The organism is Mycobacterium marinum, assembly GCF_003391395.1.
Classification (GTDB): Bacteria; Actinomycetota; Actinomycetes; order Mycobacteriales; family Mycobacteriaceae; genus Mycobacterium; species Mycobacterium marinum.
Map to the genome: position 1 here is coordinate 1,976,125 of NZ_CP024190.1, position 25,527 is coordinate 2,001,651.

9 protein-coding genes and 2 pseudogenes are annotated in these 25,527 nt (G+C 65.9%); 8 read left to right on the forward strand and 3 right to left on the reverse strand.

Translation table 11 applies throughout. From position 1 onward, the window contains the following. Positions 1-456: 456 nt before the first annotated feature. The 6 genes and pseudogenes from CCUG20998_RS08355 to CCUG20998_RS08380 form a co-directional block, all read left to right on the forward strand. Positions 457-2,205: an AMP-binding protein gene (locus CCUG20998_RS08355; protein WP_181005672.1), complete on the forward strand. Its 1,749-nt coding sequence runs from the start codon at positions 457-459 to the stop codon at positions 2,203-2,205. A 34-nt stretch (positions 2,206-2,239) separates the two neighbouring features. Then, positions 2,240-2,879, forward strand: a pseudogene (locus CCUG20998_RS08360) (chorismate--pyruvate lyase family protein). An 87-nt stretch (positions 2,880-2,966) separates the two neighbouring features. Next, complete coding sequence (locus tag CCUG20998_RS08365) at positions 2,967-5,075, forward strand: p-hydroxybenzoic acid--AMP ligase FadD22 (protein ID WP_036455375.1); 2,109 nt, start codon at positions 2,967-2,969, stop codon at positions 5,073-5,075. A 16-nt stretch (positions 5,076-5,091) separates the two neighbouring features. Next, positions 5,092-11,406 (forward strand): type I polyketide synthase, encoded by a 6,315-nt coding sequence (locus tag CCUG20998_RS08370; protein WP_020728211.1) that lies wholly within the window; start codon positions 5,092-5,094, stop codon positions 11,404-11,406. Positions 11,407-11,824: 418 nt separating this feature from the next. Next, positions 11,825-12,514, forward strand: coding sequence for an LppX_LprAFG lipoprotein (locus CCUG20998_RS08375; RefSeq protein WP_020728212.1), 690 nt, complete (start codon positions 11,825-11,827; stop codon positions 12,512-12,514). 129 nt (positions 12,515-12,643) lie between these two features. Then, positions 12,644-12,832, forward strand: a pseudogene (locus CCUG20998_RS08380) (integrase core domain-containing protein); the annotation flags it as partial. Here the strand turns inward: CCUG20998_RS08380 and CCUG20998_RS08385 are convergent. From CCUG20998_RS08385 to CCUG20998_RS08395, 3 genes are all read right to left on the reverse strand, one after another. Next, on the reverse strand, positions 12,829-15,588 hold the full coding sequence (locus tag CCUG20998_RS08385) for an MMPL family transporter (RefSeq protein ID WP_020728214.1): 2,760 nt from the start codon (positions 15,586-15,588) through the stop codon (positions 12,829-12,831). The pseudogene CCUG20998_RS08380 and the gene CCUG20998_RS08385 overlap by 4 nt on opposite strands. 1 nt (position 15,589) lies before the next feature. Further along, positions 15,590-17,332 carry a fatty-acid--AMP ligase FAAL28/FadD28 gene (gene fadD28 / locus CCUG20998_RS08390; protein WP_020728215.1) on the reverse strand — a complete coding sequence of 581 codons (1,743 nt, stop codon included), beginning with the start codon at positions 17,330-17,332 and terminating at the stop codon, positions 15,590-15,592. A 122-nt stretch (positions 17,333-17,454) separates the two neighbouring features. Continuing rightward, positions 17,455-17,736, reverse strand: coding sequence for a hypothetical protein (locus tag CCUG20998_RS08395; RefSeq protein ID WP_020728216.1), 282 nt, complete (start codon positions 17,734-17,736; stop codon positions 17,455-17,457). Between the two features lie 11 nt (positions 17,737-17,747). On the opposite strand from CCUG20998_RS08395, the gene CCUG20998_RS08400 reads away from it, so the two are divergent. Together CCUG20998_RS08400 and pks2 are read left to right on the forward strand one after the other, a co-directional pair. After that, positions 17,748-18,560 carry a phthiotriol/phenolphthiotriol dimycocerosates methyltransferase gene (locus CCUG20998_RS08400; RefSeq protein ID WP_020728217.1) on the forward strand — a complete coding sequence of 271 codons (813 nt, stop codon included), beginning with the start codon at positions 17,748-17,750 and terminating at the stop codon, positions 18,558-18,560. A gap of 580 nt (positions 18,561-19,140) precedes the next feature. Further along, a complete protein-coding gene (gene pks2 / locus CCUG20998_RS08410; protein ID WP_020728219.1) occupies positions 19,141-25,440 on the forward strand; it encodes a sulfolipid-1 biosynthesis phthioceranic/hydroxyphthioceranic acid synthase in 6,300 nt (2,099 codons plus the stop codon). Positions 25,441-25,527: the final 87 nt, after the last annotated feature.

Below are 25,527 nucleotides of genomic sequence, written 5' to 3' on the forward strand. Positions count from 1 at the left end.
TCGATGCTTCAGATTGCACCCGGCGTCCGGGCCCTGGGAAGGGTGATTGGATGGCCCAAATTTTCCCAGGACCGTCGGTCCCAACATCTCACCTATCGCTGATCCTTAGTAACCTCAAAGCTCATGTCCACCAAACGGGTTCCAGCAAGAGCCATGGTCGTGAGTGACGACCATGTTAAATCTTGCTGCGAGCCGGTGGCGCGAGGGCTGTTATGGCGGTGCGGCCATATCGATTTCGAGTTGCGGCGCGGCTTTGCGCGGCACGCCGGCCCGCTGATTCGGGTTTCGACTGACACAGCAGCGAAACGCCCGTAGTCTCTTCCGTCGAGAGCAAGGATGATCATGGACACCAACGCCGTTTCGTTTCGTGCCCGGGACGAGGTGACGACGCAACTGGCACCGGGAACGGGTGGCCAAGCAGTACCAACGTCCAATGGGATGATGACGCGATTCGCGATGAGCGAGTCCTCGCTTACCGATCTGCTGCACAAGGCGGCCACCCAGTACCCCAATCGCGCGGCCTACAAGTTCATCGACTACGACGTGAACCCGGACGGGTTCACCGAAACGCTCACCTGGTGGCAAATGTATCGGCGCGCCAAGATCGTGGCCGAAGAGCTGCGCGGCTACGGGGCCAGCGGTGATCGGGTCGCGGTATTGGCTCCGCAAGGCCTTGAATACATCATCGCCTTTCTAGGCGTGCTAGAAGCCGGACTTATCGCTGTCCCCCTTCCAGTGCCCCAGTTCGGCATTCACGACGAACGAATCTCGGCAGCGCTGCAGGATTCCACGCCGAGCGTCATTCTTACGACTTCGTCGGTGATCGACGAGGTCACCAAATATGCGCCACACGCACGCGCCGGGCAGGGCGGCACACCCATTGTGGTGGCGGTCGACTTGCTGGACTTGGATTCCGCGCGGGAGCTCGATCTCACGCCGCCGGCCCATTCGAGCACCGCGTATCTGCAATACACGTCGGGGTCGACCCGTTCGCCCGCCGGTGTGGTCCTCTCCCACAAGAACGTCATCACCAACTGCGTCCAGTTGATGTCCGATTACCTTGGGGAGACGGAGAAAGTTCCCTCGACCGCGGTGTCGTGGCTGCCGTTCTATCACGACATGGGGCTGATGCTCGGCATCATTCTGCCGATGATCAATCAAGACACCGCGGTGTTGCTGAATCCGATGGCATTCCTGCAGCGGCCGGCTCGCTGGATGCAATTGATGGGCAAATTTCGTGGACAGATTTCCTGTGCGCCAAACTTCGGTTTTGAATTGGCGGTCCGCCGCACGTCGGACGAAGATATGGCCGGATTGGATCTCGGACACGTCCGGGGGATCGGTAGCGGTGCGGAGCGCGTGAATCCGGCGACGCTGCAGCGCTTCATCGACAGGTTCGCCCCCTTCAACCTGCGCGACACGGCGATCCGACCCTCCTACGGGCTCGCCGAGGCGACGGTGTTCGTGGCCACCGCGGAACCGGGACGCCCGCCCAGAAGCGTCAACTTCGACTACCAGAGCTTGTCGGTCGGTCGGGTCGAGCGGTGCGCGAATGAAGCCGACGACGGTGCCAAGCTGGTCAGCTACGGTTCGAGCTGGACATCTGAGGTGCGGATCGTCGACCCCGAGGCCAGGACGGAATGTCCGGCGGGGACGGTCGGCGAAATTTGGGTGCAGGGGGATAATGTTGCCATGGGCTATTGGCGTAACCCCCAGCTCACCGAGCGCACGTTCGATGCGAAGCTGACCGATCCCTCGCCGGGCACCTCGATCGGTCCGTGGCTTCGAACCGGAGACCTCGGGGTGATGTTCGAAGGCGAGTTGTTCATCACGGGCCGCATCAAGGATCTGCTGATCGTGGACGGATCCAATCACTATCCCGACGATATTGAGTCGACGATTCAGGAAATCACCGGTGGCCGGGTGGTGGCGATAGCGGTGCCCGATGCCGACGGTGAGAAGTTGGTCACCATCGTGGAGTTCGCCAGCTGGGGCCACTCGGGTCAGGAGGCCATCGACAAGCTGCGCTCGGTCAAGCGGGAGATCACCTCCGCGATATCGCGGGCACACCGAGTGCGGGTCACAGATGTCGTGTTGGTGGCGACCGGTTCGATTCCGGTCACGACCAGCGGCAAAGTTCGACGTTCATCCTGTGTGGAGCGTTACCGAAACGACGGATTCACCCGTTTGGACCGGTCCGCATGACGGCATGTTGGCGGCTTTACCCGAGAAACAAGAAATGACCGAGTGTCATCTGTCTGATGAAGATATCCGAAAGCTCAACCGCGACCTTCGGATACTGATAGCGACGAACGGCACCCTCACTCGGATTCTGAACGTGCTTGCCAACGACGAGATCGTCGTAGAGATAATCAAGCAGCAGATTCAGGATGCCGCGCCGGAAATGGATGGGTGCGACCATTCTTCGATCGGCCGCGTCTTGCGGCGCGATATCGTGCTGAAGGGCCGCAGGTCGGGAATTCCGTTCGTCGCCGCAGAATCATTCATTGCCATCGACTTGCTGCCTGCCGAAATCGTGGCGAGCCTGCTGGAAACGCATCGTCCTATTGGCGAGGTGATGGCCGCCAGCTGTATTGAAACCTTTAAAGAAGAGGCGAAGGTCTGGGCGGGAGAGTCACCGGCCTGGCTCGCGCTCGATCGGCGTCGTAACTTGCCGCCGAAAGTTGTCGGCCGTCAGTACCGCGTCATCGCGGAAGGCCGGCCGGTGATTATCATCACCGAGTATTTTCTCCGAAGTGTATTCGAAGATAATTCGCGCGAAGAACCTATTCGTCACCAACGATCCGTCGGTACCAGTGCAAGGAGTGGGAGATCGATTTGTACCTAATGGCCGGTTCCCCGTGGGTTTATGGGGGTGACGATGCCAGAGGTCGCAGAATTTGTATCCATGGATCCAATTCAGTCGGCAAGCCAGAAACAGCATCGGCTAGGGCGGTCATCCAATAATGCGGAATGAGAATGTAGCGGGACTGCTCGCCGAGCGGGCATCGGAAGCGGGATGGACTGACCAGCCTGCCTATTACGCGCCGGATGTGGTGACTCATGGTCAGATCCATGATGGAGCCGCACGGCTTGGCGCGGTGCTAGCCAATCGTGGCCTTTGCAGGGGGGATCGTGTCCTGCTGTGTATGCCGGATTCGCCGGAGCTGGTGCAGGTTTTGCTGGCATGCCTGGCGCGCGGGATCCTGGCGTTTCTGGCAAACCCGGAGCTGCACCGTGACGACCACGCGTTCCAGGAGCGGGACACGCAGGCGGCGCTGGTAATCACCTCCGGTCCTCTTTGTGACCGATTTGCGCCGTCGACGGTGGTGGATGCCGCGGATCTGTTTTCCGAGGCGGCCCGGGTCGGGCCGGCGGCCTACGAGATCTTGGGTGGTGACGCCGCCGCGTATGCCACCTACACCTCCGGCACAACGGGTCCGCCCAAGGCGGCGATTCACCGGCACTGCGACGTGTTCGCGTTTGTCGAGGCCATGTGTCGCAATGCGTTGCGGCTGACTCCCGCCGACATCGGGCTGAGCAGCGCGCGCATGTATTTCGCCTATGGCCTGGGAAATTCGGTCTGGTTTCCGCTGGCCACCGGTAGTTCGGCGGTGGTCAATCCGCTACCGGTGGGCGCGGAAGTCGCGGCGACGCTGAGCGCCCGATTCGAGCCCTCGGTGCTCTACGGTGTGCCGAATTTCTTTGCCAGAGTTGTCGACGCGTGTTCTGCGGATTCGTTCCGTTCGGTGCGATGCGTGGTATCGGCGGGCGAGGCTCTGGAGGTGGGGCTGGCCGAGCGGCTCACCGAATTCTTTGGCGGTATCCCGATCCTGGACGGGGTCGGATCGACCGAGGTCGGGCAGACGTTCGTATCCAATACCGTCGACGAGTGGCGCCCGGGCAGCCTGGGCAAGGTTCTTCCGCCCTACGAGATTCGCGTCGTGGCACCGGACGGTGCGGCCGCCGGGCCCGGGGTGGAGGGTGACCTCTGGGTCCGCGGACCGTCGGTTGCCGAGAGCTATTGGAACTGGCCGGAGCCGCTGCTGACAGATGAGGGTTGGCTGGACACGCGTGACCGGGTCTGCATCGACGACGACGGATGGGTCACCTACGCCTGCCGCGCGGACGACACCGAAATCGTCGGGGCGGTCAATATCAATCCGCGCGAGATCGAGCGGCTGATCGTCGAGGAGGACGCCGTCGCCGAGGTCGCGGTGGTTGGAGTCAAGGAGGCCACCGGCGCATCGACACTGCAGGCATTTCTCGTTCCGGCGAGCGCCGAGGGCATTGACGGGTCGGTCATGCGCGACATCCACCGACGATTGCTCACCCGCCTGTCTGCATTCAAGGTGCCGCACCGATTTGCCGTTGTTGAGCGACTTCCCAGAACCGCCAACGGGAAGTTGTTGCGTAGCGCGCTGCGTGGCCAGACCCCGGCCAAGCCGATCTGGGAACTCGCTTCGGCCGAGCACCGGTCCGACGCGCCCGGCCAACTCGATGATCAGTCGGCGTCTGCCCTGGTTTCGGGCACCCGCGAAGTGAGCCTCAAAGAGCGGCTGGCCGCGCTGCAGCAGGAACGTCACCGGCTGGTACTCGACGCCGTATGCGGGGAGACCGCGAAGATGCTCGGTGAGCCGGATCCGCGCTCGGTCAATCGCGATCTCGCCTTCTCGGAGCTCGGCTTCGACTCGCAGATGACCGTCGAACTCTGCCACCGTTTGGCCGCGGCCACCGGGTTGCGCGTGCCCGAGACGGTTGGGTGGGACTACGGCTCGATATCGGGACTGGCCCAGTACCTGGAGGCCGAACTGTCCGGCGCGGACCGGCGGGTGACGCCGCAGTCAGCGCGCAGCGGCGCGCGGGCGCTGCCGCTGATCGAAGCGCAGCTGAACAAGGTCGAAGAGCTGACCGCGGCCATCGCCGACGGTGAGAAGCCGCGAGTGGCCGAACGGTTGCGTGCCCTGCTCGGCACGATCACCGAAGGGCAGGAGCACTGGGGCCAGCGCATCGCCGCCGCCTCGACCCCCGACGAAATTTTCCAGCTGATCGATTCGGAATTTGGCGAATCATGAACAGGAGCAACTGAGTATGACCACCAGCGGTGAAAGCGCCGACCAGCAGAACGACAAGCTCTTCCGCTACCTGAAGAAGGTCGCTGTCGAGCTCGACGAGGCACGTGCGCGACTGCGGGAATACGAACAACGCGCAACCGAGCCGGTGGCGGTGGTAGGAATCGGCTGCCGGTTTCCCGGCGGCGCGGATGGCCCGGAAGGGCTTTGGGATCTGGTTTCGCAGGGGCGCGACGCCGTAACGGAGTTCCCGAATGATCGAGGGTGGGACACCGAGGGGTTGTTTGACCCGGATCCGGATGCCGAGGGCAAGACCTATACGCGGTGGGGTGCGTTTGTCGAGAACGCCACCAACTTCGATGCCGGGTTCTTCGGCATCCCGCCAAGTGAGGTCCTGGCGATGGATCCCCAGCAGCGGCTCATGCTGGAGGTCTCCTGGGAGGCGCTCGAGCATGCCGGGATCGACCCGATGTCGTTGCGCGGGTCCTCGACGGGGGTCTTCACCGGAATTTTCGCGCCCAGCTACGGCGGCAAGGACGTCGGTGCGTTGCAGGGGTACGGGCTGACCGGCTCGCCGGTGAGTGTGGCCTCGGGACGGGTCGCTTACGTGCTGGGGCTGGAAGGCCCGGCGCTGTCGGTGGATACGGCGTGCTCGTCGTCGTTGGTGGCGATCCATTGGGCGATGGCCTCGTTGCGTTCCGGGGAATGCGACATGGCATTGGCCGGCGGTGTGACGGTGATGGGGCTGCCGTCGATCTTCGTCGGGTTCAGTCGGCAGCGGGGGTTGGCCGCAGATGGGCGATGCAAGGCATTTGCCGCGGCGGCCGACGGGACCGGCTGGGGCGAAGGTGCCGGGGTGCTGGTGCTCGAGCGGCTATCCGATGCGCAACGCAACGGGCACAACGTATTGGCGGTGGTGCGGGGCAGCGCGATCAATCAGGACGGCGCGTCCAACGGCCTGACCGCGCCCAATGGGCTCGCCCAGCAGCGCGTGATCCAGGCGGCATTGGCAAATTGTGGGTTGACATCCGCCGATGTCGACGTGGTCGAGGCCCACGGGACCGCAACCACATTGGGTGATCCCATCGAAGCCGAGGCGTTGTTGGCCACCTATGGGCAGGGACGCCCGACGGATCAGCCGCTCTGGGTGGGCTCGATCAAATCGAACATGGGTCACACTCAGGCCGCCGCGGGTGTGGCCGGGGTGATCAAGATGGTGCAGGCCATGCGGCACGGCCGGATGCCGGCGTCGCTGCACGTCGATGAGCCTTCCAAACGAGTGGATTGGGAAAGCGGCGCGGTGTCGGTGCTGGCCGAGGCTCGGGACTGGCCGGATGCCGGGCGCCCGCGCCGGGCCGGTGTGTCCTCGTTCGGGATCAGCGGCACCAACGCGCACGTGATCCTGGAAGAGGCTCCGGCACCGGAAGCGGTGCCGGACGGCGAATCCAACAAGGGCGAGCCGAGTTTGCCGGTGGTGCCATGGGTGATTTCGGCGCGATCGGCCGAGGCGCTGACGGCGCAGGCCGGCCGACTGTTGGCCCATGTCCAAGCCGACCCGCAGTCCAACCCGGTCGACATCGGGTTCTCGTTGGCGGGCCGATCGGCGTTCGAGCACCGGGCCGTGGTGGTCGGCGCCGATCGCCAGCAATTGCTGACCGGGCTGGCGACGCTGGCCGACGGCGCGCCGGGCGCGGGCGTGGTGACCGGGCAAGCGGGGTCGGTAGGCAAGACCGCCGTGGTATTCCCCGGGCAGGGCTCGCAGCGCATCGGCATGGCCCGGGAACTCCATGACCAACTTCCAGTGTTTGCTGAAGCGTTTGACGCGGTGGCCGACGAGCTGGATCGTCATCTGAGAATCCCTCTGCGTGAAGTTATGTGGGGATCCGATGCGGCGCTGCTGGATAGCACCGAATTTGCTCAGCCGGCATTGTTCGCGGTGGAGGTGGCGTTGTTCGCGGCGCTGCAACGCTGGGGACTGCAGCCCGACTTCGTGATGGGCCACTCGGTGGGAGAGCTGTCCGCGGCCTACGTCGCCGGGGTGCTGACATTGGCCGATGCGGCCATGCTGGTGGTTGCGCGCGGCCGGTTGATGCAGGCCCTGCCGGCCGGCGGAGCCATGGTGGCGGTGGCCGCCGCCGAAGACGAGGTGTTGCCGTCACTGACCGACGGTGTGGGCATCGCCGCGATCAACGCCCCCAAATCGGTGGTGATCTCCGGGGCCGAGGCCGCGGTGACCGCCATCTCCGACCAGTTCGCCCAGCAGGGTCGGCGGGTGCATCGGCTGGCGGTCTCGCATGCGTTCCATTCGCCCCTGATGGAGCCGATGCTCGAGGAGTTCGCGCGGATCGCCGCCCAGGTTGAGGCGCGGGAACCACAGATCGCGCTGGTGTCGAATGTGACGGGCGAATTGGCCAGTGCCGATGGCGGTTTCGGATCTGCGCAGTATTGGGTCGAGCACGTTCGGCGGGCGGTGCGCTTCGCCGACAGCGCGCGGCAGCTGCACACACTCGGGGCGACCCATTTCGTGGAGGTCGGACCCGGTAGCGGATTGACCGGCTCCATCGAGCAGTCGCTGGCCCCCGCCGAGGCGGTCGTGGTGTCGATGCTGGGCAAGGACCGTCCCGAGGTGGCCTCGGTGCTCACCGCGTTCGGCCAGCTGTTCAGCACCGGGATGTCGGTGGATTGGCCGGCGGTATTTGCCGGCTCGGGTGCCACCCGGGTGGACCTGCCGACGTACGCCTTCCAGCGCCGGCGGTTCTGGGAGGTACCGGGCGCCGATGGGCCCGCCGACGCGACCGGATTGGGTCTCGGCGGTGCCGAGCATGCCCTGTTGGGTGCGGTGGTCGAGCGTCCCGATTCCGGTGGCGTGGTGTTGACCGGCCGGCTGGCGCTGGCCGATCAGCCTTGGCTGGCCGATCACGTGATTGGCGGAGTCGTGCTGTTCCCCGGGGCGGGCTTTGTGGAATTGGCCATCCGCGCCGGTGACGAGGTCGGCTGTGCCGTCGTCGAGGAGTTGGTGCTGGCCGCGCCGCTGGTGCTGCACCCCGGAATGGGCGTGCAGGTGCAGGTGATCGTGGGAGCCGCCGATGACTCCGGGAACCGGGCGCTGTCGGTGTATTCGCGCGGTGATCAGAGCGAGGACTGGCTGCTCAATGCCGAGGGCATGTTGGGGGTCGAGGCGGCAAGCTCCGGTGCGGATCTGTCGGTCTGGCCGCCGGAGGGCGCCGACAGCGTCGATATCTCCGATGGCTATGCGCAGCTGGCCGACCGCGGCTATGCCTACGGCCCGGGATTTCAGGGGCTGGTGGGGGTCTGGCGGCGCGATTCCGAGCTGTTCGCCGAGGTGGTCGCTCCCTCCGGAGTGGCCGTCGACAAGATGGGAATGCACCCGGTGGTACTGGACGCGGTGCTGCACGCGCTGGGGCTGACCGCCGAGCAGAACCCGGATTCCGATGAGACAAAGCTGCCGTTCTGCTGGCGGGGCGTGTCGCTGCACGCCGGCGGTGCCGGCCGGGTGCGGGCGCGCCTGACCATGTCCGGGCCGGATTCGATCGCGGTGGAGATCGCCGATGCCGCGGGGCTGCCGGTGTTGACGGTGGGCGCGCTGGTCACCCGGGCGATGTCGGCGGCCCAGCTGCGCGCCGCGGTTGCGGCGGCCGGTGGTGGTGCACACGACCAGGGGCCGCTGGACGTGATCTGGTCGCCGATACCGCTGAGCGGCGGCGGCACCCACGGGTCTGCTCAGCCCGCCGTGGTGTCGTGGGCGGACTTCTGCGCCGGCGGTGACGGTGGCGCGGCCGGCAATGCCGGTGTGGTGGTGTGGGAGCCCAACCCCGCGGGCGAGGATGTGGTGGGGTCGGTGTACGCGGCCACCCACGCCGCCCTGGAGGTGTTGCAGTCCTGGTTCGACGGGGACCGCGCGGGCACCTTGGTGGTGTTGACCCACGGCGCCGTGGCGATGCCCGGCGAGAACGTCAGCGACCTGGCCGGCGCTGCGGTATGGGGAATCGTGCGGTCGGCGCAGGCCGAGAATCCCGGCCGGATCGTGCTGATCGACGCTGACGCCGCGGTGGAGGCGGCGGAGCTGGTCGCAGTTGGGGAACCCCAACTCGTAGTGCGCTCCGGCGCGGTACACGCCGCTCGGCTGGCCCCGGCCCCGCCGCTGCTGGCGGTGCCGGCGGATGAGTCGGCGTGGCGGTTGGCCGCCGGTGGCGGCGGAACGTTGGAGGACCTGGTGATCGAGCCTTGTCCAGAGGTCCAGGCGCCCTTGGCCGCCGGACAGGTCCGGGTGGCGGTCCGTGCGGTCGGGGTCAATTTCCGCGACGTGGTGGCGGCATTGGGGATGTATCCCGGTGAGGCCCCGCCGCTGGGGGCAGAGGGCGCGGGGGTGGTCCTCGAGGTAGGTCCGCAGGTATCCGGGGTGGCCGTCGGTGACTCGGTAATGGGTTTCCTTGGTGGTGCCGGTCCGCTGTCGGTCGTGGACCAGCAGCTGATCACCCGGATGCCACAAGGGTGGTCGTTCGCCCAGGCCGCCGCCGTACCGGTGGTGTTCCTGACGGCCCTGTTCGGGTTGCAGGACCTGGCCAAGATACAGCCCGGCGAATCGGTGTTGATCCATGCCGGAACCGGTGGCGTGGGCATGGCAGCGGTGCAGCTGGCTCGCCACTGGGGCGTCGAGATCTTCGTCACCGCCAGCCGCGGCAAGTGGGACACGCTGCGCGCCATGGGATTTGACGATGACCACATCGGCGACTCCCGCACGCTGGACTTCGAGGAGAAGTTCCTCGCGGTCACCGACGGCCGTGGGGTCGATGTGGTGCTCGACTCGCTGGCCGGTGATTTCGTGGATGCTTCGCTGCGACTGCTGGTACGCGGCGGGCGTTTCCTCGAGATGGGCAAGACCGATATCCGCGACGCCGACAAGATCTCCGCCAACTACCCCGGCGTGTGGTACCGGGCCTTCGACCTGTCTGAGGCCGGCCCGGTGCGCATGCAGGAGATGCTGGCCGAGGTGCGGGAGCTGTTCGACACCGCAGTGCTGCATCGGTTGCCGGTCACCACCTGGGACGTGCGCTGCGCGCCGGCGGCCTTCCGGTACATGAGCCAGGCCCGCCACATCGGCAAGGTGGTGCTGACCATGCCGTCGGCGCTGGCCGACGGGCTTGCCGACGGAACGGTGCTGATCACCGGTGCCACCGGGGCGGTCGGTGCGGTGCTGGCCCGCCACATGCTCGATGCCTACGGCGTGCGTCATCTGGTGTTGGCCAGTAGGCGAGGCGATCGGGCCGAGGGGGCTGCCGAACTGGCCGCCGAGTTGTCCGAGGCCGGCGCCAATGTGCAGGTGGTGGCCTGCGATGTGGCGGACCGCGACGCGGTGGAGGCGATGCTGGCCCGGTTGTCGGGGGAGCACCCGCCGGTGCGTGGCGTGATTCACGCCGCCGGTGTGCTCGATGACGCCGTGATCAGCTCGTTGACGCCGGAGCGGATCGATACCGTATTGCGGGCCAAGGTGGATGCGGCCTGGAATCTGCACGAGGCCACCTTGGATCTGGATTTGTCGATGTTCGTGCTGTGTTCCTCGATCGCGGCGACCGTGGGCTCGCCGGGGCAGGGCAACTACTCGGCAGCAAACTCGTTCCTGGACGGGTTGGCGGCGCATCGGCAAGCCGCGGGGTTGGCCGGGATATCGGTGGCGTGGGGGCTGTGGGAGCAGTCCGGCGGCATGGCTGCACATCTGAGCAGCCGCGACTTGGCTCGGATGAGTCGCAGTGGGCTGGCTCCGATGAACCCGGAGCAGGCGGTAGGGCTGCTCGATGCGGTACTGGCGATCAACCACCCCCTCATGGTGGCTACGCTCTTGGATCGGCCCGCCCTGGAGGCCCGGGCTCAGGCCGGCGGCTTGCCGCCGTTGTTCGCCGGGGTGGTGCGCCGTCCGCGGCGGCGCCAGATCGAGGACACCGGGGATGCCGCCCAGTCGAAGTCGGCGCTGGCCGAGCGCCTCAACGGGCTGAGCGCAGGCGAACGCCAAGACGCCCTGGTTGGTCTGGTGTGTTTGCAGGCCGCAGCGGTGCTGGGCCGGCCGTCCCCCGAGGACATCGATCCGGAGGCAGGGTTCCAGGACCTCGGCTTCGACTCGCTGACCGCGGTAGAACTGCGCAACCGCCTCAAGAGCGCCACGGGTCTGACGTTGCCACCCACGGTGATCTTCGACCATCCGACACCGACTGCGATCGCCGAATATGTCGGCCGGCAGATTCCGGACAGCCAGGCAACCCAAGCCGATGAGGAAAAGCTGCCCGAATCCGACGGCGAGATGGTTTCGGTAACTGCGTAGCAGGGACGAGCGCCGGTTGCCGGTGAGTTGGTGGGACGCGACGGATCGCTGGAAAGGACTGAAGCGCTTGCTAACTCACCGGCGTGGCCGGTATCTGCATCGGGGTAGTCGATGAGCCACGTCGGCCGCGGCCGCGAGGCCATGCGGATGCACGCTACGATCGGGTACGCCAGCAAGCGCATGATGTTCGGGTCCGCCGTAGGCGCGGCGAATGTCTTGTTGGCCAATGTGATGGATGACGCGTGGCCAATGGTGCTGCGCCGTAGGGCCGCCAGAGGGCACAGTGCGGGGCACCACAACGGTGATCGGCATTGCTGTCGGCCCGCTCATGACCGACCTGTGTGCTGGGTTCGGTGCTGTCCGCGGGTGCAAAGCGAGCTTGAGCCAATATCGGCCAATATCAGCGAGGTGGTAGGCAGTGAACCAAAGGAAACCGGCGGTCATCTCCGCCCTTCTGGTAGCGCTTGGTCTGGTCTTGTGGGTGTCCGGATGTTCTTCCGACAAATCGCAACCCGAGGCCCAAAGCTCGACCACCGTACCGGCCGATCCGGCGTTGATGGCCGAGGTTGAGCAATCGCTCGACGCGACAAAGGCGTTGACCAGCGCGCATCTGGCGATCCGCACAACCGGGAAAGTCGACAGCATGCTCGGGATCAGTAGCGCTGACGTCGATCTCCGGGCCAAACCGCTCGCCGCGAAGGGTGACTGCACCTATAACGGCGAGGCGGGTGTCCCGTTCCGCATCAAGGACGACAACATCTCGGTCAAACTGTTCGACGACTGGAGCAATCTGGGCTCCGTGGCTGATCTGTCGGCCTCACGCGTGCTGGACCCCATCAATGGGGTGACGAAGTTGCTCTCCGGTGTCGCCAACCTGCAGTCGCAGGGCAACGAGGTCATCAACGGAATCCAGACCAGCAAGATCACCGGAACGCTGCCAACAGACAGCGTCAAGATCTTGGACCCTGGCGCGCGCAGTCCGCGACCGGCGACCGTGTGGATCGCCCAAGATGGTTCGCACCGCCTCGTTCGGGCCAACGTGGACCTCGGTTCCGGGGCCGTCGAGGTCACGTTGTCCAAATGGAATGAACCGGTCAACGTCGACTGATCGCCCGGGCCGGCCGCTGACCGGTGCCTAGGTGTGCTGACCACAGACGCTGGTGAGCGTGGCGTGGCGACATGACGAAGATCTCCGAGTGGGGTGCGAGCTGTCTAGGAATGCACCAACTCAATCTCGAAAGTCGAGCCCTTTCACCGCACCTTGGCCGACGAGTGGGCCTACGCCCGTCGCCACACCAGCGATACCGAACGCTACGACGAATTCCCCAGGTGGTTTCACACCGACAATTACCACCGCGGCCACACCGCACTCGGCGGCCGACCACCCGCCAGCCGCGTCCCTAACCTGTCAGGTCAGTACACCTAGTCGGTTGCTAGGTCGGGCTCGGCGACCGGCTCGGCCGCGACGGTGCGGTCAGCCCGATCTTGCATCGCGGCCGGAATGCACACCCGTGCCACCACCGTCAGCGCGGCGACGCCGAACAGCACCACGGTGCCGATCTGACTCAGCGCGCCCACCGACCCGGCTGAGACCAGCACCAATCCCAGGCCGAAGACCGCGGTCAGGGCCGCCAGCGGCGCACCGGCGCTGCGCAGCGCCGCGGTATTCGCGGGCTGTGCATCGGGTGTGATCGGGGCTTCGGTGGTGATCGGGGTGCCCGTGCGATCCAGGAGATAGGGAAGCCCGCACGCCGCCAGGATGGCGAAGGACACCAACGGTACCGCTGCGGGTATCTCACGCCCCGCCAGGTATTGCCAGAGGGCTGTCGAAATGCCCAGCGCAGCGAGGTAGGCCGCGAGCAACCCGACGGCCATCACAACGGCGGTGAGCGCTCCGCGCCACATGCTGACCAGAACCAGCACCGCCAGCATCATGGCGGCCAGCAGCACGGCATCGTGGGTGAGGGAGCCCCGGACGTCGGTGGCCACTTGGGCGGCCCCGTTCACGGTGATTTCGGCGTCCTCGAGGCTGCCGTACTTCATTGCCTTGCCGGCCGCGGCTTCGAGCTGTTGTGCCCTTGCCGACGCGTCCAGACCGAGGTTGCTGTCGGAGAAGACGAGTAGCCGGGTGGCCGTCCCGTCCGCCGAAAACATCGACTGCCGTACCTGCTGGTAAGACGGGTCCGCGAGGGTCTTACCCGATACATAGAAGCCACCCTGGCCGGTGTTGGCGAAATCGAGCCTGAGATTCTTCAAGAACGCCGACACCTGCACGAGTTGCGGGAGGGTGTTCTCGATGGTCGTTTCCAGGTTGGGCACAAAAGACTGCAGCTGGGCCAGTGCCGATCGCATTTGAGCGACCACCTGCGGCGCGGAGGAGAAGGCGCCCAGCGTCTTGCGCGATACCGCGGCGATGCGATCAGCCCCGTCGGTGAGCAACTTCACGTCGTCGACCACCCTGTCGACGGGATCGATGACCTTGCCCGCGGCGACACACAACATGTCGGCGGGACAGTTCGGGACGTCGCCCATCCAACCGCGGACCGGATCCAGATATCCGGACAACTCCACTGTCACGCCTTTGATGTTGTTGGTGCCAGATATCAGGACGTCGACGTTCTGCTGAATTTGGGCTGCCCCGGCCAGACCGGCGGTGACGCTGCGGTCCAGCTCGTCGACCGCGCCGGACATCTGATCGACGATCGACCCCAACGTCTTTATCGCTCTCACCTGCGGCATGAAGGAGCCGGCCCCGCGATCGAGCTCATCGCTGAGTCTTCCGGCAGCGGCGGTCAGCGACGCGTCCGTCCATGGCACACCGGCCGGCCATGCCGCCGACTCCACCCTGCGGACGCCGGGAATCTCCATCAGCCGGTGGCTGACCTGGTCGATGGCAATGAGCCCGGCTGGGTCTGACAGATCGTGCTTGGCTTCGAGCATCACCACGTCGGGCAGTGGTTGCCCAGGCAACACCCGCTTGGTGCCGCCTGCGGCCGGTTTCACCGGGCCGTCACCGATGCCCCATTGCATCCCGATGACCGGTATCGCACACACCGCGAGCACCAGGGCGGCGACTACGGCGGTGCGCGGTATCGACACGGGCAGTGAACGGCGGGCGCCGACGGGTCGTGACGAGGACAGCCGTGACGGCCCGGTGAGCCCGATCAGGGCAGGCAACAGTGTCAGCGAAGCCGCAAGTGCCACAACGACACCCAGCGCGGCGACGCCGACTCCGTGGAGCGCGGGCGTTCGGGCCAGCAGTAGCGGGGCGGTGAGTATCGCGACGCCCGCTGCGGGCATGGCCAACGCGGCCAGGTTGTTGCGGGATGCCGCTCGGCCCACCGGCTGGGCCGCCGTGGCACCCGGGTGATGTCCGGGCCGTGCGACCAGCATGGTGGAAGCGGCGATCGTGCCGATTGTCAGTATCGCGGCCAGGGTCGCGGAGAACACGGTGAAGACCGAGATGTTCTGTCCGGGGATAGCGCGCAGCGCGGCGGCCAGCGGCCACGCCACCGCGAGCGAGAGGCCGGCGGTCAGCAGCACGACTGCGGCGGCCACGAGCGAGCGGCGCGCCCACAGCAGTAGTAGGACGGCAATCACCGCAGTGGCGAGCACGATCACCGCGCCCTGCCACGCCGTCATGTGCGCGGGCACGCTGCTCGACGTCGTCGGACCTACGACGCGGGCGCGTAGCCCCGCACTTGCCGGCAGATTGTGCACCACCGATTGCGCGGCTTGCAGCGATTCCCGCGCCTGGGTTGACCCGGCCTGGCCGACCAGCCAGACCATCGCGATCGCCGAGTGGCCATCGGAGCCGGTTCCCAGCGGGACTGTCAGAGGATCTGACCACCAGTCGAGGACGGAACCGATGTGGCGGCTGTCCGCGCGCAGCGCGCTAACCGCCGCGTCGTAGTAGTTCTGATCGGCGGGCCCAAGGGTGTCGCGCCCATCCACCACCAGGTAGGCGACCGCGTTGGTGCCGGTGCCCGGGAAGGCCTGCCCAATCCGGCTGCTGGCGGCAGACGCCGTGGAATCTGGCGACAACAGCGCCGAGCCGGCGTCGCTGGATTTTCCCGGCGCTAGCACTACAGCCAGGTTCGCGATCACCGCCACCGCAATCCAGGCGGCGACGATGAGGAAGTTGACCAGCCGCGACGACCTATGGGTACCGTCGGTTGACACGCTAGGCGTCCAGGCGGGCGAACTGCTGCTGTCGATACTGCTCGACGCACGCAGCCCGCCTGACCTTGCCGCTGGTGGTGGTCGGGATCGAACCCGGCGCTACCAGAACCAGATCCGCGACGCTGAGGCCGTGCGAATTCGACAGGGCCGAGGTGACTTCACGCTTGATGGCGCCGAGTATCTCGAGGGTGTCTTGAGCCGAGTCGCCGCGCTTTCTGAGTTCGATGATGGCGACCAATTTCTCGGTGCTGCGATCACCGGGGACGGATATCGCCGCGCAGCGGCTCCGGGTGATTTCCTGAATCGTGGCCTCGATGTCATCGGGAGAGTGGTTGCGTCCATACACGATCAAGAGATCCTTGATACGGCCGATGATGAACATTTTCGCGTCTTCGATGAATCCGGAGTCTCCGGTTCTTAGCCATGGACCTTCGGGGGTGCCTTCGGATGGCGAGGCCAACTTTCCGCCGAAGGTGCGCTCGCTTTCCTCCGGCTTGTTCCAATAGCCGATGGCGACGTTGTCGCCATGCACCCAGATTTCGCCGACCGTCCCCTCCGGGCATTCGGTGCAGGTATCGGGGTCGACGACTCGCACCAACGGTGAGCGCGGCAAGACGTAGCTGACCAACTGGGTGCCGGCTCCGCTTTCACACCGCTTCGCCTGACCGGCGGTCAAACTTTCAGCCTCGAAGTCTAGGATCTCGGGCGGCTGAGCTGGCCTGCTGGTCGACACGTAGACCGTTGCCTCGGCCAGGCCATACGACGGGCGGAGCACCCTTTCCTGCAGATTGAAGCGGGCAAAGCGGTCGGCGAAGCGCTTCAAGGTTGCGGGTTGTACCCGCTCGCTGCCGCTGAGGATGGTCAGCACATTGCCCAGATCATGTCCGGCCATGTCGTCATCCGACACTTTTTTGGCCGCGAGTTCGAAGGCGAAGTTCGGTGCTGCCGAAAATGCGTGCGAACTGGTGGCCAGCATCTGCATCCACCGCGCCGGACGCTGCAGGAACGACACCGGGCTGGTAAGCACTGCCTGATATCCACCGAGAATCGGTGCGCAGACCCCCAGAACCAGACCCATGTCGTGGTAGAAGGGCAGCCACGACACCAGCGTCGCGTCCGGTGGCGCGAGCCCATCGGTGTCGGCAAAGTAGCCCGACATCAGCTGTTCGAAGTTGGTTCTCAGATTCTGGTGCGAAAGCTCGACGCCGGCAGGCTCGCGGGTCGATCCCGACGTGTACTGCAAATACGCCGTAGCCGGGTAGTTTTCGTCACCGGCACCAGATCCGGCCGAAGCGTCCAGGTCCAGCCGGTCGAGTTCGATGATCGAGGGAGCCGGCCCGGCGGACTGAGCCGAAACATGCTGGGTTACATCGTCGATGACCGGCGATGTGGTGAGAATCGCGACCGGGGACGCGTCACGTAGCACCGATGTGGCGCGGTCATCGCTGGCGCCGCCCTGGGGAACCGAAAGCGGAACCGCGATCCGTCCGGCCTGCAGCGCGCCGAGGAAAGCGACGATGTATTCGAGTCCCTGCGGAGCCAAGATCACCGCACGGTCACCGACCGCCCCGCAACTGCTCAGCTCTCGGGCCACGTTCAGCGTTCGCCGATACAGCTGCGACCACGTCAGCGTCTCCGCTACACCGTCCCAGTCCCGTTCGTAGTTCACGAAGGTGAACGCTGGGTCGTTGGGCTGCAGGCGGGCGCAGGCACGAAGCGCCGCGGGAAGGGAACGCACACTCATGGGCATCACGTTACCGGCCTGGATGCAACGTTGCCCCGGCCTGCCCACGAATCCGGGCGGCGGGCACCCCGCAGGGGCGTCAAAGTTGCATTTCGCGAGTTCAACGGTGGTCTAGTGGACATTCACCAAACGGCGGGGGTAGGTCGAGCGACCTGGTTGATCTTGATTTCTTGTGCGCACGGATGCGCGGGGAAATGATTGCCGTCGATCTGCCCCATTTCTTGGGCGGGTTCGGGTCGCGTCACTTCCGGCGGTGGGGGCCGGCTAATCGAGGGGCGCAGCAAATGGCCTTGTCCGTATTCCCGGCCATCACCGCAGTGCGGTGGCGGGGTGCGCCGCATTTTCACGGACGCGCCGTTGCCGTTCTTGCCGTTCTTGCCGTTCTTGGACAGGTGCTCTGCCATACTGCTTCCCCGTGGCCTTAAGTCGTACCCACCGTGTCGTCGCCGGCGTCGCACACACCCGGGTCTACAAGAAAATTTGGAAATACTGGTATCCGCTTATGACCCGTGGGCTCGGTGCCGATGAGCTTGTGTTCATCAACTGGGCTTACGAGGAAGATCCGCCGATGGACCTGCCATTGGAGGCGACCGACGAGCCGGACCGATGCCACATCAACCTGTATCACCGGACGGCGACCCAGGCTGATCTGAGTGGTAAACGCGTGCTGGAGGTCAGTTGCGGCCATGGCGGCGGGGCCTCCTACCTCACCCGTACCCTGGGCCCCGCCTCGTATACGGCATTGGACCTGAACCCGGCCGGCATCAAGTTCTGCCAACAACGGCACAACCTGCCCGGTTTGGATTTCGTGCAAGGCGATGCCGAGGACCTACCTTTCGAGGACGAATCCTTTGATGTGGTGCTCAACGTGGAAGCCTCACATTGCTACCCGCGGTTTCCAGTTTTCCTCGAAGAGGTGAAGCGGGTGCTGCGCCCAGGGGGGTACTTCGCATACGCGGATATCCGGCCCTGCACTGAGATCGCCGAATGGGAGGCCGCACTGGCCGCCGCCGGGCTGCAGCAAATTTCGTACCGAGAGATCAACGCGGAGGTTCTGCGCGGCATCGACATCAATACGCCGAAGTCACGAGAACTGGTAAAGCGCCATCTGCCGATCTTTTTGCGCGCCGCGGGCCGCAACTACATCGGTGTGACGGGCACCCCCCTGTACCGCCTAATGCAAAGCGGTGATATCTCGTACCGGATGTACAGCTTCGTCAAGGAGTAGCCGCCCCACCGGTCCCTGCCTGCTCCGCAGCAACGTCATGCGAATGCGTTGGAGCAGAACAGGATTGACGGCGGGATTGAGGGCCGGGCTGGTGGGGGAGAACCTGGTGGGGGCCGGCCTGGTAGGTCCGCGCGCGGCTTCGGGGGTCCCTGCGTCCTGGTTCGGTGCCTCGCCCACGTGTGCCACCGGGTGACGCGAGATTGGCCGGCCGGATCGATTCATCTCACAGCTGAAGGTCATTCTTCTCACAGCAGGCCGGTCAGACCATCCGATCTCGGGGTTCTTCGGGTCCGGCCCCTTGATATACACCGTGGTGATCGGGGCCACTCGCCGCTCAATCGGTCGGACCCGTCACAGGCCGGGCAATCGCGCAAGCCGTGCTCCCGGCGTGCCCTGAGTCGTCTAGGCTTGCTTGCGAGACCCGCCAGCGGTGTCGACATCCGGCTTGGCCTGGATTGGCGGCTTCGGAACCGGCGTTGTAGCCATTTCGTTGCCCTTGTGAATGATTCGGTGGTGTCGTCGGTGTCACACCGGTTGAACGGTGTGAGATCGGTCGAGCTGAGACAAGGAATGTAGATTTATGCAAAAACCTGCCACGCCCGTTGCGATTATCGGGATGGGATGCCGGCTGCCCGGAGGCGTCGACTCGCCCGAGAAGCTCTGGGAGTCCTTGCTGCGCGGTGACGACTTGGTCTCCGAAATTCCACCTGACCGGTGGGACGTTGACGACTACTACGACCCCGAGCCGGGCGTCCCTGGTCGAACGGTGTCGCGATGGGGTGGGTTCATCGACGACGTCGCCGGTTTCGACGCCGAGTTCTTTGGCGTCAGCGAACGGGAAGCGACCTCGATCGACCCGCAGCATCGGCAGTTGCTGGAGACCGCGTGGGAGGCGATCGAGCACGCCGGTCTCGATCCGGCGTCGTTGTCGGGATCCTCGACGGGTGTGTTCGTTGGGCTGTCCCACGAGGACTACCTGGTGCGCACCGTCCTCGCGGGCGACTTGGCGGGCCCCTACGCGTCGACAGGCCTCATCAACAGTGTGGCGTCCGGGCGCATTGCCCACACGCTGGGCCTGCACGGTCCGGCGATGACGGTGGACACCGCATGCTCTTCCGGTTTGCTCACGGTGCATCTGGCCTGCCGCAGCCTGCACGAGGGGGAGAGCGACCTCGCGTTGGCCGGCGGCTGTGCGTTGCTGCTGGAGCCCAACGGCAGTGTTTCCTTGTCCTCGCAGGGCATGCTCTCTCCGACCGGTCGCTGCCACGCGTTCGACGTCGACGCGGACGGCTTTGTGCGTTCCGAGGGTTGCGCGGTGGTTGTGCTCAAGCGACTGTCGGATGCGCTGGCCGACGGAGACCGGATCCTCGCGGTGGTACGCGGTACCGCTGCCAATCAGGACGGGCGCTCCGAGACGTTGCTCATGCCGTCGGAGACTGCGCAGGTCGCCGTCTACCGCGAAGCCCTGGCGGCGGCAGGAGTGGACCCAGCCAGCGTGGGAGCGGTGGAGGTGCACGGCACCGGTACCCCGGTCGGTGACCCGATCGAGTATCGGAGCCTGGCGCAGGTGTACGGCGCCGGCGGCAGCCGCTGCATGCTCGGATCGGTCAAGACCAATATTGGGCACAGCGAGTCCGCCGCGGGAACGGTAGGACTGATCAAGGCGACCCTGTCGCTTGGACACGGGGTGGTGCCACCGATGGTGCACCACACCCGACTGCCCGACGAGCTTGCGGAGATCGAGACGGGGCTCTATGTGCCCCACGAGATCACGCCATGGCCGGAGGACCAGGGGCCGAGGCGGATCGCGGTGTCCTCGTTCGGGATGTCGGGGACCAACGTGCACGCCATCCTCGAAGAACCGCCCACACCAGCGCCGGCAAGCGATCAAGGCCCCGCGGAGCCCGGCATGGCCAGCCCATTGCTGTTCGCTTTGTCCTCCACCTCGGCTGACGGGCTCCGGCAGACCGCACGTGAGCTCGCCGAGTGGGTGGGTAGTCGCGCGGACTCCGCGGCCTCCACCGAGGAGGTCGACCTGGCCTACACGCTGGCGCGCCGGCGTGCGCATCGGCCGGTGCGCACTGCGGTAGTCGCCGCCAGCCTGCCCGAACTGGTCGAGGGTTTGCAGGAGGTCGCCGAGGGTGACCTCATGTATGAGGCCGCGGTCGGACGCGGCGACCGGGGACCCGTATGGGTGTTCTCGGGGCAGGGGTCGCAGTGGGCCGCCATGGGCGCCGACCTGCTGGCCAACGAACCGGTGTTTGCTGCGACCGTTGCCGCGGTAGAGCCGATCATCGCCCACGAGTCGGGTTTTTCGGTGACCGAGGCGATGACGGCGCCGGAAAAGGTGACTGGGATCGACAAGGTGCAGCCGACCCTGTTCGCCATGCAGGTTGCGCTGGCCGCCACCATGGAGAAGACCTACGGGGTGCGCCCGGGTGCCGTGATTGGGCACTCGCTGGGTGAGGCGGCCGCGGCCGTCGTCGCTGGCTCGCTGTCGCTGGAAGACGGCGCACGCGTCATCAGCCGCCGGTCCAAGCTGATGCTGCGGATCTCCGGAGCCGGCGCGATGGCATCAGTGGAACTGCCTGCCAAGCAAGTGAATTCGGAGCTCATGGCCCGCGGCATCGATGACGTCGCCGTCGCGGTAGTGGCCTCGCCGCAGTCCACGGTAGTCGGCGGTGCCACCGAAACGGTGCGTGATCTCGTCGCGCGGTGGGAGCAGCGGGAGGTGATGGCGCGCGAGGTTGCAGTGGACGTGGCGTCGCACTCGCCTCAAGTCGACCCAATCCTCGAAGATCTGGCCACGGCGCTGGCGGATATCGTCCCGTCGGCTCCCAAGGTTCCGTACTACTCGGCCACTCTGTTTGATCCGCGTGAGCGGCCCACCTGCGACGCCGCTTACTGGGTGGACAACCTGCGCAACACCGTGCAGTTTGCTGCGGCGGTGCAGGCCGCGCTAGAGGACGGCTTCCGAGTCTTCGCCGAGCTCTCGCCGCACCCTCTGCTGACCCACGCCGTCGACCAGAACGCCCGCAGTCTCGACATGTCGGCGGCCGCTCTGGCCGGTATGCGGCGGGAGCAGCCGCTGCCGCACGGGTTGCGCGGCCTGCTGACCGATGTGCACAGCGCTGGCGCCGCCGTGGACTTCTCGGTGCTCTATCCAGCCGGCCGGTTGGTGAATGCGCCGCTGCCGGCGTGGACGCACCGGCGCTTCTTCGTGGACGGTGAAGGACAAGACAGCAAGGCGCAAGGTGCCTGCTCGCTCACCGTGCATCCGTTGCTCGGCGCACATGTGCGGCTGAGCGAGCAGCCGGAGCGCCATGTTTGGCAGACCGATGTCGGCACCGACACCTTGTCGTGGCTAAGCGATCACCAGGTGCGCAACGTGGCCGCCCTTCCCGGCGCGGCTTACTGCGAGATGGCGTTGGCGGCCGCCGGCGAGGTATTCGGCGAAGCATTCGAGGTCCGCGACCTGGCCTTTGAGCAGATGCTGTTGCTCGATGAGGAGACCCCGATCGACGCCGTCGCGTCGCTGGACTCGCCGGGTGTCGCCAACTTCGTGGTGCAGACCCATGTTGACGGTGAAACCACGCGCCACGCCACCGCGGCGTTGCGCGCCAGCGACGACGAATCCGTGCCGCCGGCCTACGACATCGCAGCGCTGTTGGCGGCCCACCCCGTCTCGGTCAACGGAGCCGAGTTGCGTGAAGCGTTCGTCGAACGTGGCATTCAGCACGGTCCCGCATTCAGCGGTCTGACCATCGCGCGTACCGCGGAGACAGAAGGCAGCACGGTGCTGGCCGAAGTGGCGCTGCCCGCGTCGATTCGGTTCCAGCAGGGGGCCTACGGCGTGCACCCGGCGCTGCTGGATGCCTGCTTCCAGTCCGTCGCCGCGGGCGTCAAGAGCACCGGCGGTGGCGGCTTGCTGTTGCCATTGGGTGTGCGCAGCCTGCGTGCCTACGGGCCGACCCGCAATGCCCAGTACTGCTACACGCGGGTAACCAAGGCCGACGCCAATGGAGGCGAGGCCGACCTGGAGCTGCTCGATGAGCAGGGTTGCGTGCTATTGGCCGTGCGTGGGCTGCGCCTGGGCACCGGGACCTCCGAAAGCGGTGAACGCGACCGCGTGCTCAGCGAGCGTCTGCTGACCCTCGAGTGGCAACAGCGACAGCTGCCCGAGGTCCTCGACGAGGAGACCGGCTCGTGGTTGCTCATCAGCGCCTCCGATGGTGAGGACTTGATGGCAACGATGTTGGCTGATGCTCTGAAATCCCAGGGCGCGGAGTGCGCCAGCATGGTCTGGTCGGCACAGGACGATCTGGCCGGCGGCATCGAAAAGCTGGGCGCCCAGCTTCGGGCCCGTGCCAACAAGGGTGTGGTGATCGTCTGTGGGCCACGTAGCGGCGACGCGGATGAGCAGAGCCTGCTGCAGGGTCGTGAGCAGGTGCGCCACCTGGTTCGGATCACCCGGGAGTTGGCCGAGCTGGAAGGTGAGCTGCCGCGTCTGTTCGTGGTGACCAGGCAGGCTCAGCGAGTTCGGCCAGAAGACGAGATCAATCTGGAGCAGGCCGGACTGCGCGGCCTGTTGCGGGTGATTGGCAGTGAGCATCCGCTGTTGCAGACAACCCAGGTCGACGTCGACGAAAGCACGCAGGCCGAACAGCTGGCCCAGCAACTGTTGGGAGGATCCGAGGAAGACGAGACCGCCTGGCGCGGTGGCGAGTGGTACGTGGCGCGCCTGTTCCCCGGCCCACTGAGCGCTGACGAACGGCAAACCGCCATCGTCGACCACGAGCGTGACAACATGCGGCTGCAGATCCGCACGCCGGGTGACCTGCAGACGCTGGAACTCGCCGCCTGTGACCGCGTTCCGCCGGGGCCCGGTCAGATCGAGGTCGCGGTGACCATGTCCAGCATCAACTTCGCCGATGTCCTGATCGCCTTCGGCCGGTACCCCAGCTTGGAGGGACGTCTGCCGGAGACGGGGACCGACTTCGTCGGCGTGGTGACGGCGGTCGGGGAGGGCGTCACGGATCACCAGGTCGGTGACCGGGTTGGCGGCTTCTCCAAGGACGGATGCTGGCGGAGCTACCTCACCTGTGATGCCAACCTCGCTGTCACACTGCCGGCGGGCCTGTCCGACGAGCATGCGGCCGCGTCCTCCACCGCCCACGCCACCGCGTGGTACGGCCTCAACGACCTGGCCGGAATCAAGGCCGGGGACCGGGTGCTGATCCACTCCGCAACCGGTGGTGTGGGGCAGGCGGCCATCGCGATCGCGCGCGCCGCAGGGGCGCAGATATTCGCAACAGCCGGCAATGCGGAACGTCGGCAGCTGTTGAACGACATGGGCATCGAGCACGTTTACGACTCGCGCAGCATCGAGTTCGCGGATCAGATCCGGCGCGACACAAACGGGTACGGCGTCGATATCGTGCTGAACTCGCTGACGGGTGCCGCCCAACGCGCGGGCCTGGAGCTGTTGGCCTTCGGCGGACGGTTCGTCGAGATCGGCAAGGCCGATGTGTACGGCAACACCCGGATGGGGCTGTATCCGTTCCGGCGTGGCCTGACGTTCTACTACGTGGACCTCGGGCTGATGTCGGTCATCCAGCCCGAACGGGTCCGCGAGTTGCTCTCGACGGTGTACAACCTCACCGCCGAAGGTGTGCTGAGTGCACCGGAGTGCACTCACTACCCATTGGCCGAAGCCGCCGAGGCTATCCGGACGATGAGTAACGCCGCACACACCGGCAAACTGCTGCTCGACATGCCGCGAAGTGGGCGCAGAGGGGTAGTGGTACCTCCGGAGCAGGTTGAGGTGTTCCGCAGCGACGGGTCCTACATCATCACCGGCGGCCTGGGCGGCCTGGGGCTCTTCTTCGCCTCGAAGATGGCCGCGGCGGGCTGCGGCCGGATCGTGCTGACTGCCCGCTCACAGCCCAACCCCAAATCGCGGCAGGCCATCGAGCGGCTGCGGGCCAATGGGGCTGACATCGTGGTTGAGTGCGGCAATATTGCCGAGCCCGAGACCGCTGACCGTCTGGTCAGTGCGGCGACCGCCACCGGGCTTCCGCTGCGGGGTGTGCTGCACGCGGCCGCGGTGGTCGAGGACGCCACGTTGAGCAACATCACCGACGAGCTGATCGATCGGGACTGGTCGCCCAAGGTTTACGGATCCTGGAACCTGCATCGCGCATCGACCGGACAGCCGCTCGACTGGTTCTGCTTGTTCTCCTCGGGTGCGGCCCTGATGGGTTCGCCCGGTCAGGGTGCCTACGCGGCGGCCAACAGCTGGGTCGACGCGTTCGCTCACTGGCGCCGTGCTCAGGGCCTGCCGGTCTGTGCCATCGGCTGGGGTGCGTGGGGTGAGGTCGGCCGCGCCACGTTCTTGGCCGAAGGTGGCGAAATCATGATCGCCCCCGACGAGGGTATGTACGCATTCGAGCAGATGCTGCGCCATGCCCGCACCTACACCGGCTACATCCCGATCATCGGTGCGCCATGGCTGGCAGACCTGGTCAGGCGCAGCCCGTGGGCTGAGATGTTCCAGTCCAGCGGTCAAAACACGAGGGGCCCAAGTAAATTCCTCGCGGAGCTGAAGTTGCTGCCGCAAGAGGAGTGGGCCGGTCGGCTGCGGCGTCTGATAGCCGAGCAGGCCAGTGTGATCCTGCGTCGCACAGTGGACGCGGACCGGCCGTTCGTCGAGTATGGCCTGGACTCGCTGGGCATGCTCGAGATGCGGACCCACATTGAAACCGAGACGGGGGTGCGGCTGTCGCCCAAGGTCATCGCCAGCCATAACACTGCGCGTGCCTTGTCGCAGCATCTGGCTGACACATTGGCCGAGGAAGAAGCCCAAGCCGCGGCGTCATAACGGCGGATCCGTTGCACTGTAGCGTTCTTCGTGAGCCCACGAGGTGCGCTGCAGTGCAACGGTGCCTTATGGCAGCGAACTAGGCCT

Excerpts from the sequence above, each read along its gene's own strand:
- fadD28 (WP_020728215.1), bottom strand. The coding sequence starts at position 17,332 with ATGAGTGTGCGTTCCCTTCCCGCGGCGCTTCGTGCCTGCGCCCGCCTG.
- CCUG20998_RS08365 (WP_036455375.1), top strand. The coding sequence starts at position 2,967 with ATGCGGAATGAGAATGTAGCGGGACTGCTCGCCGAGCGGGCATCGGAA.
- CCUG20998_RS08355 (WP_181005672.1), top strand. The coding sequence starts at position 457 with ATGAGCGAGTCCTCGCTTACCGATCTGCTGCACAAGGCGGCCACCCAG.
- CCUG20998_RS08370 (WP_020728211.1), top strand. The coding sequence starts at position 5,092 with ATGACCACCAGCGGTGAAAGCGCCGACCAGCAGAACGACAAGCTCTTC.
- pks2 (WP_020728219.1), top strand. The coding sequence starts at position 19,141 with ATGCAAAAACCTGCCACGCCCGTTGCGATTATCGGGATGGGATGCCGG.
- CCUG20998_RS08395 (WP_020728216.1), bottom strand. The coding sequence starts at position 17,736 with ATGGCAGAGCACCTGTCCAAGAACGGCAAGAACGGCAAGAACGGCAAC.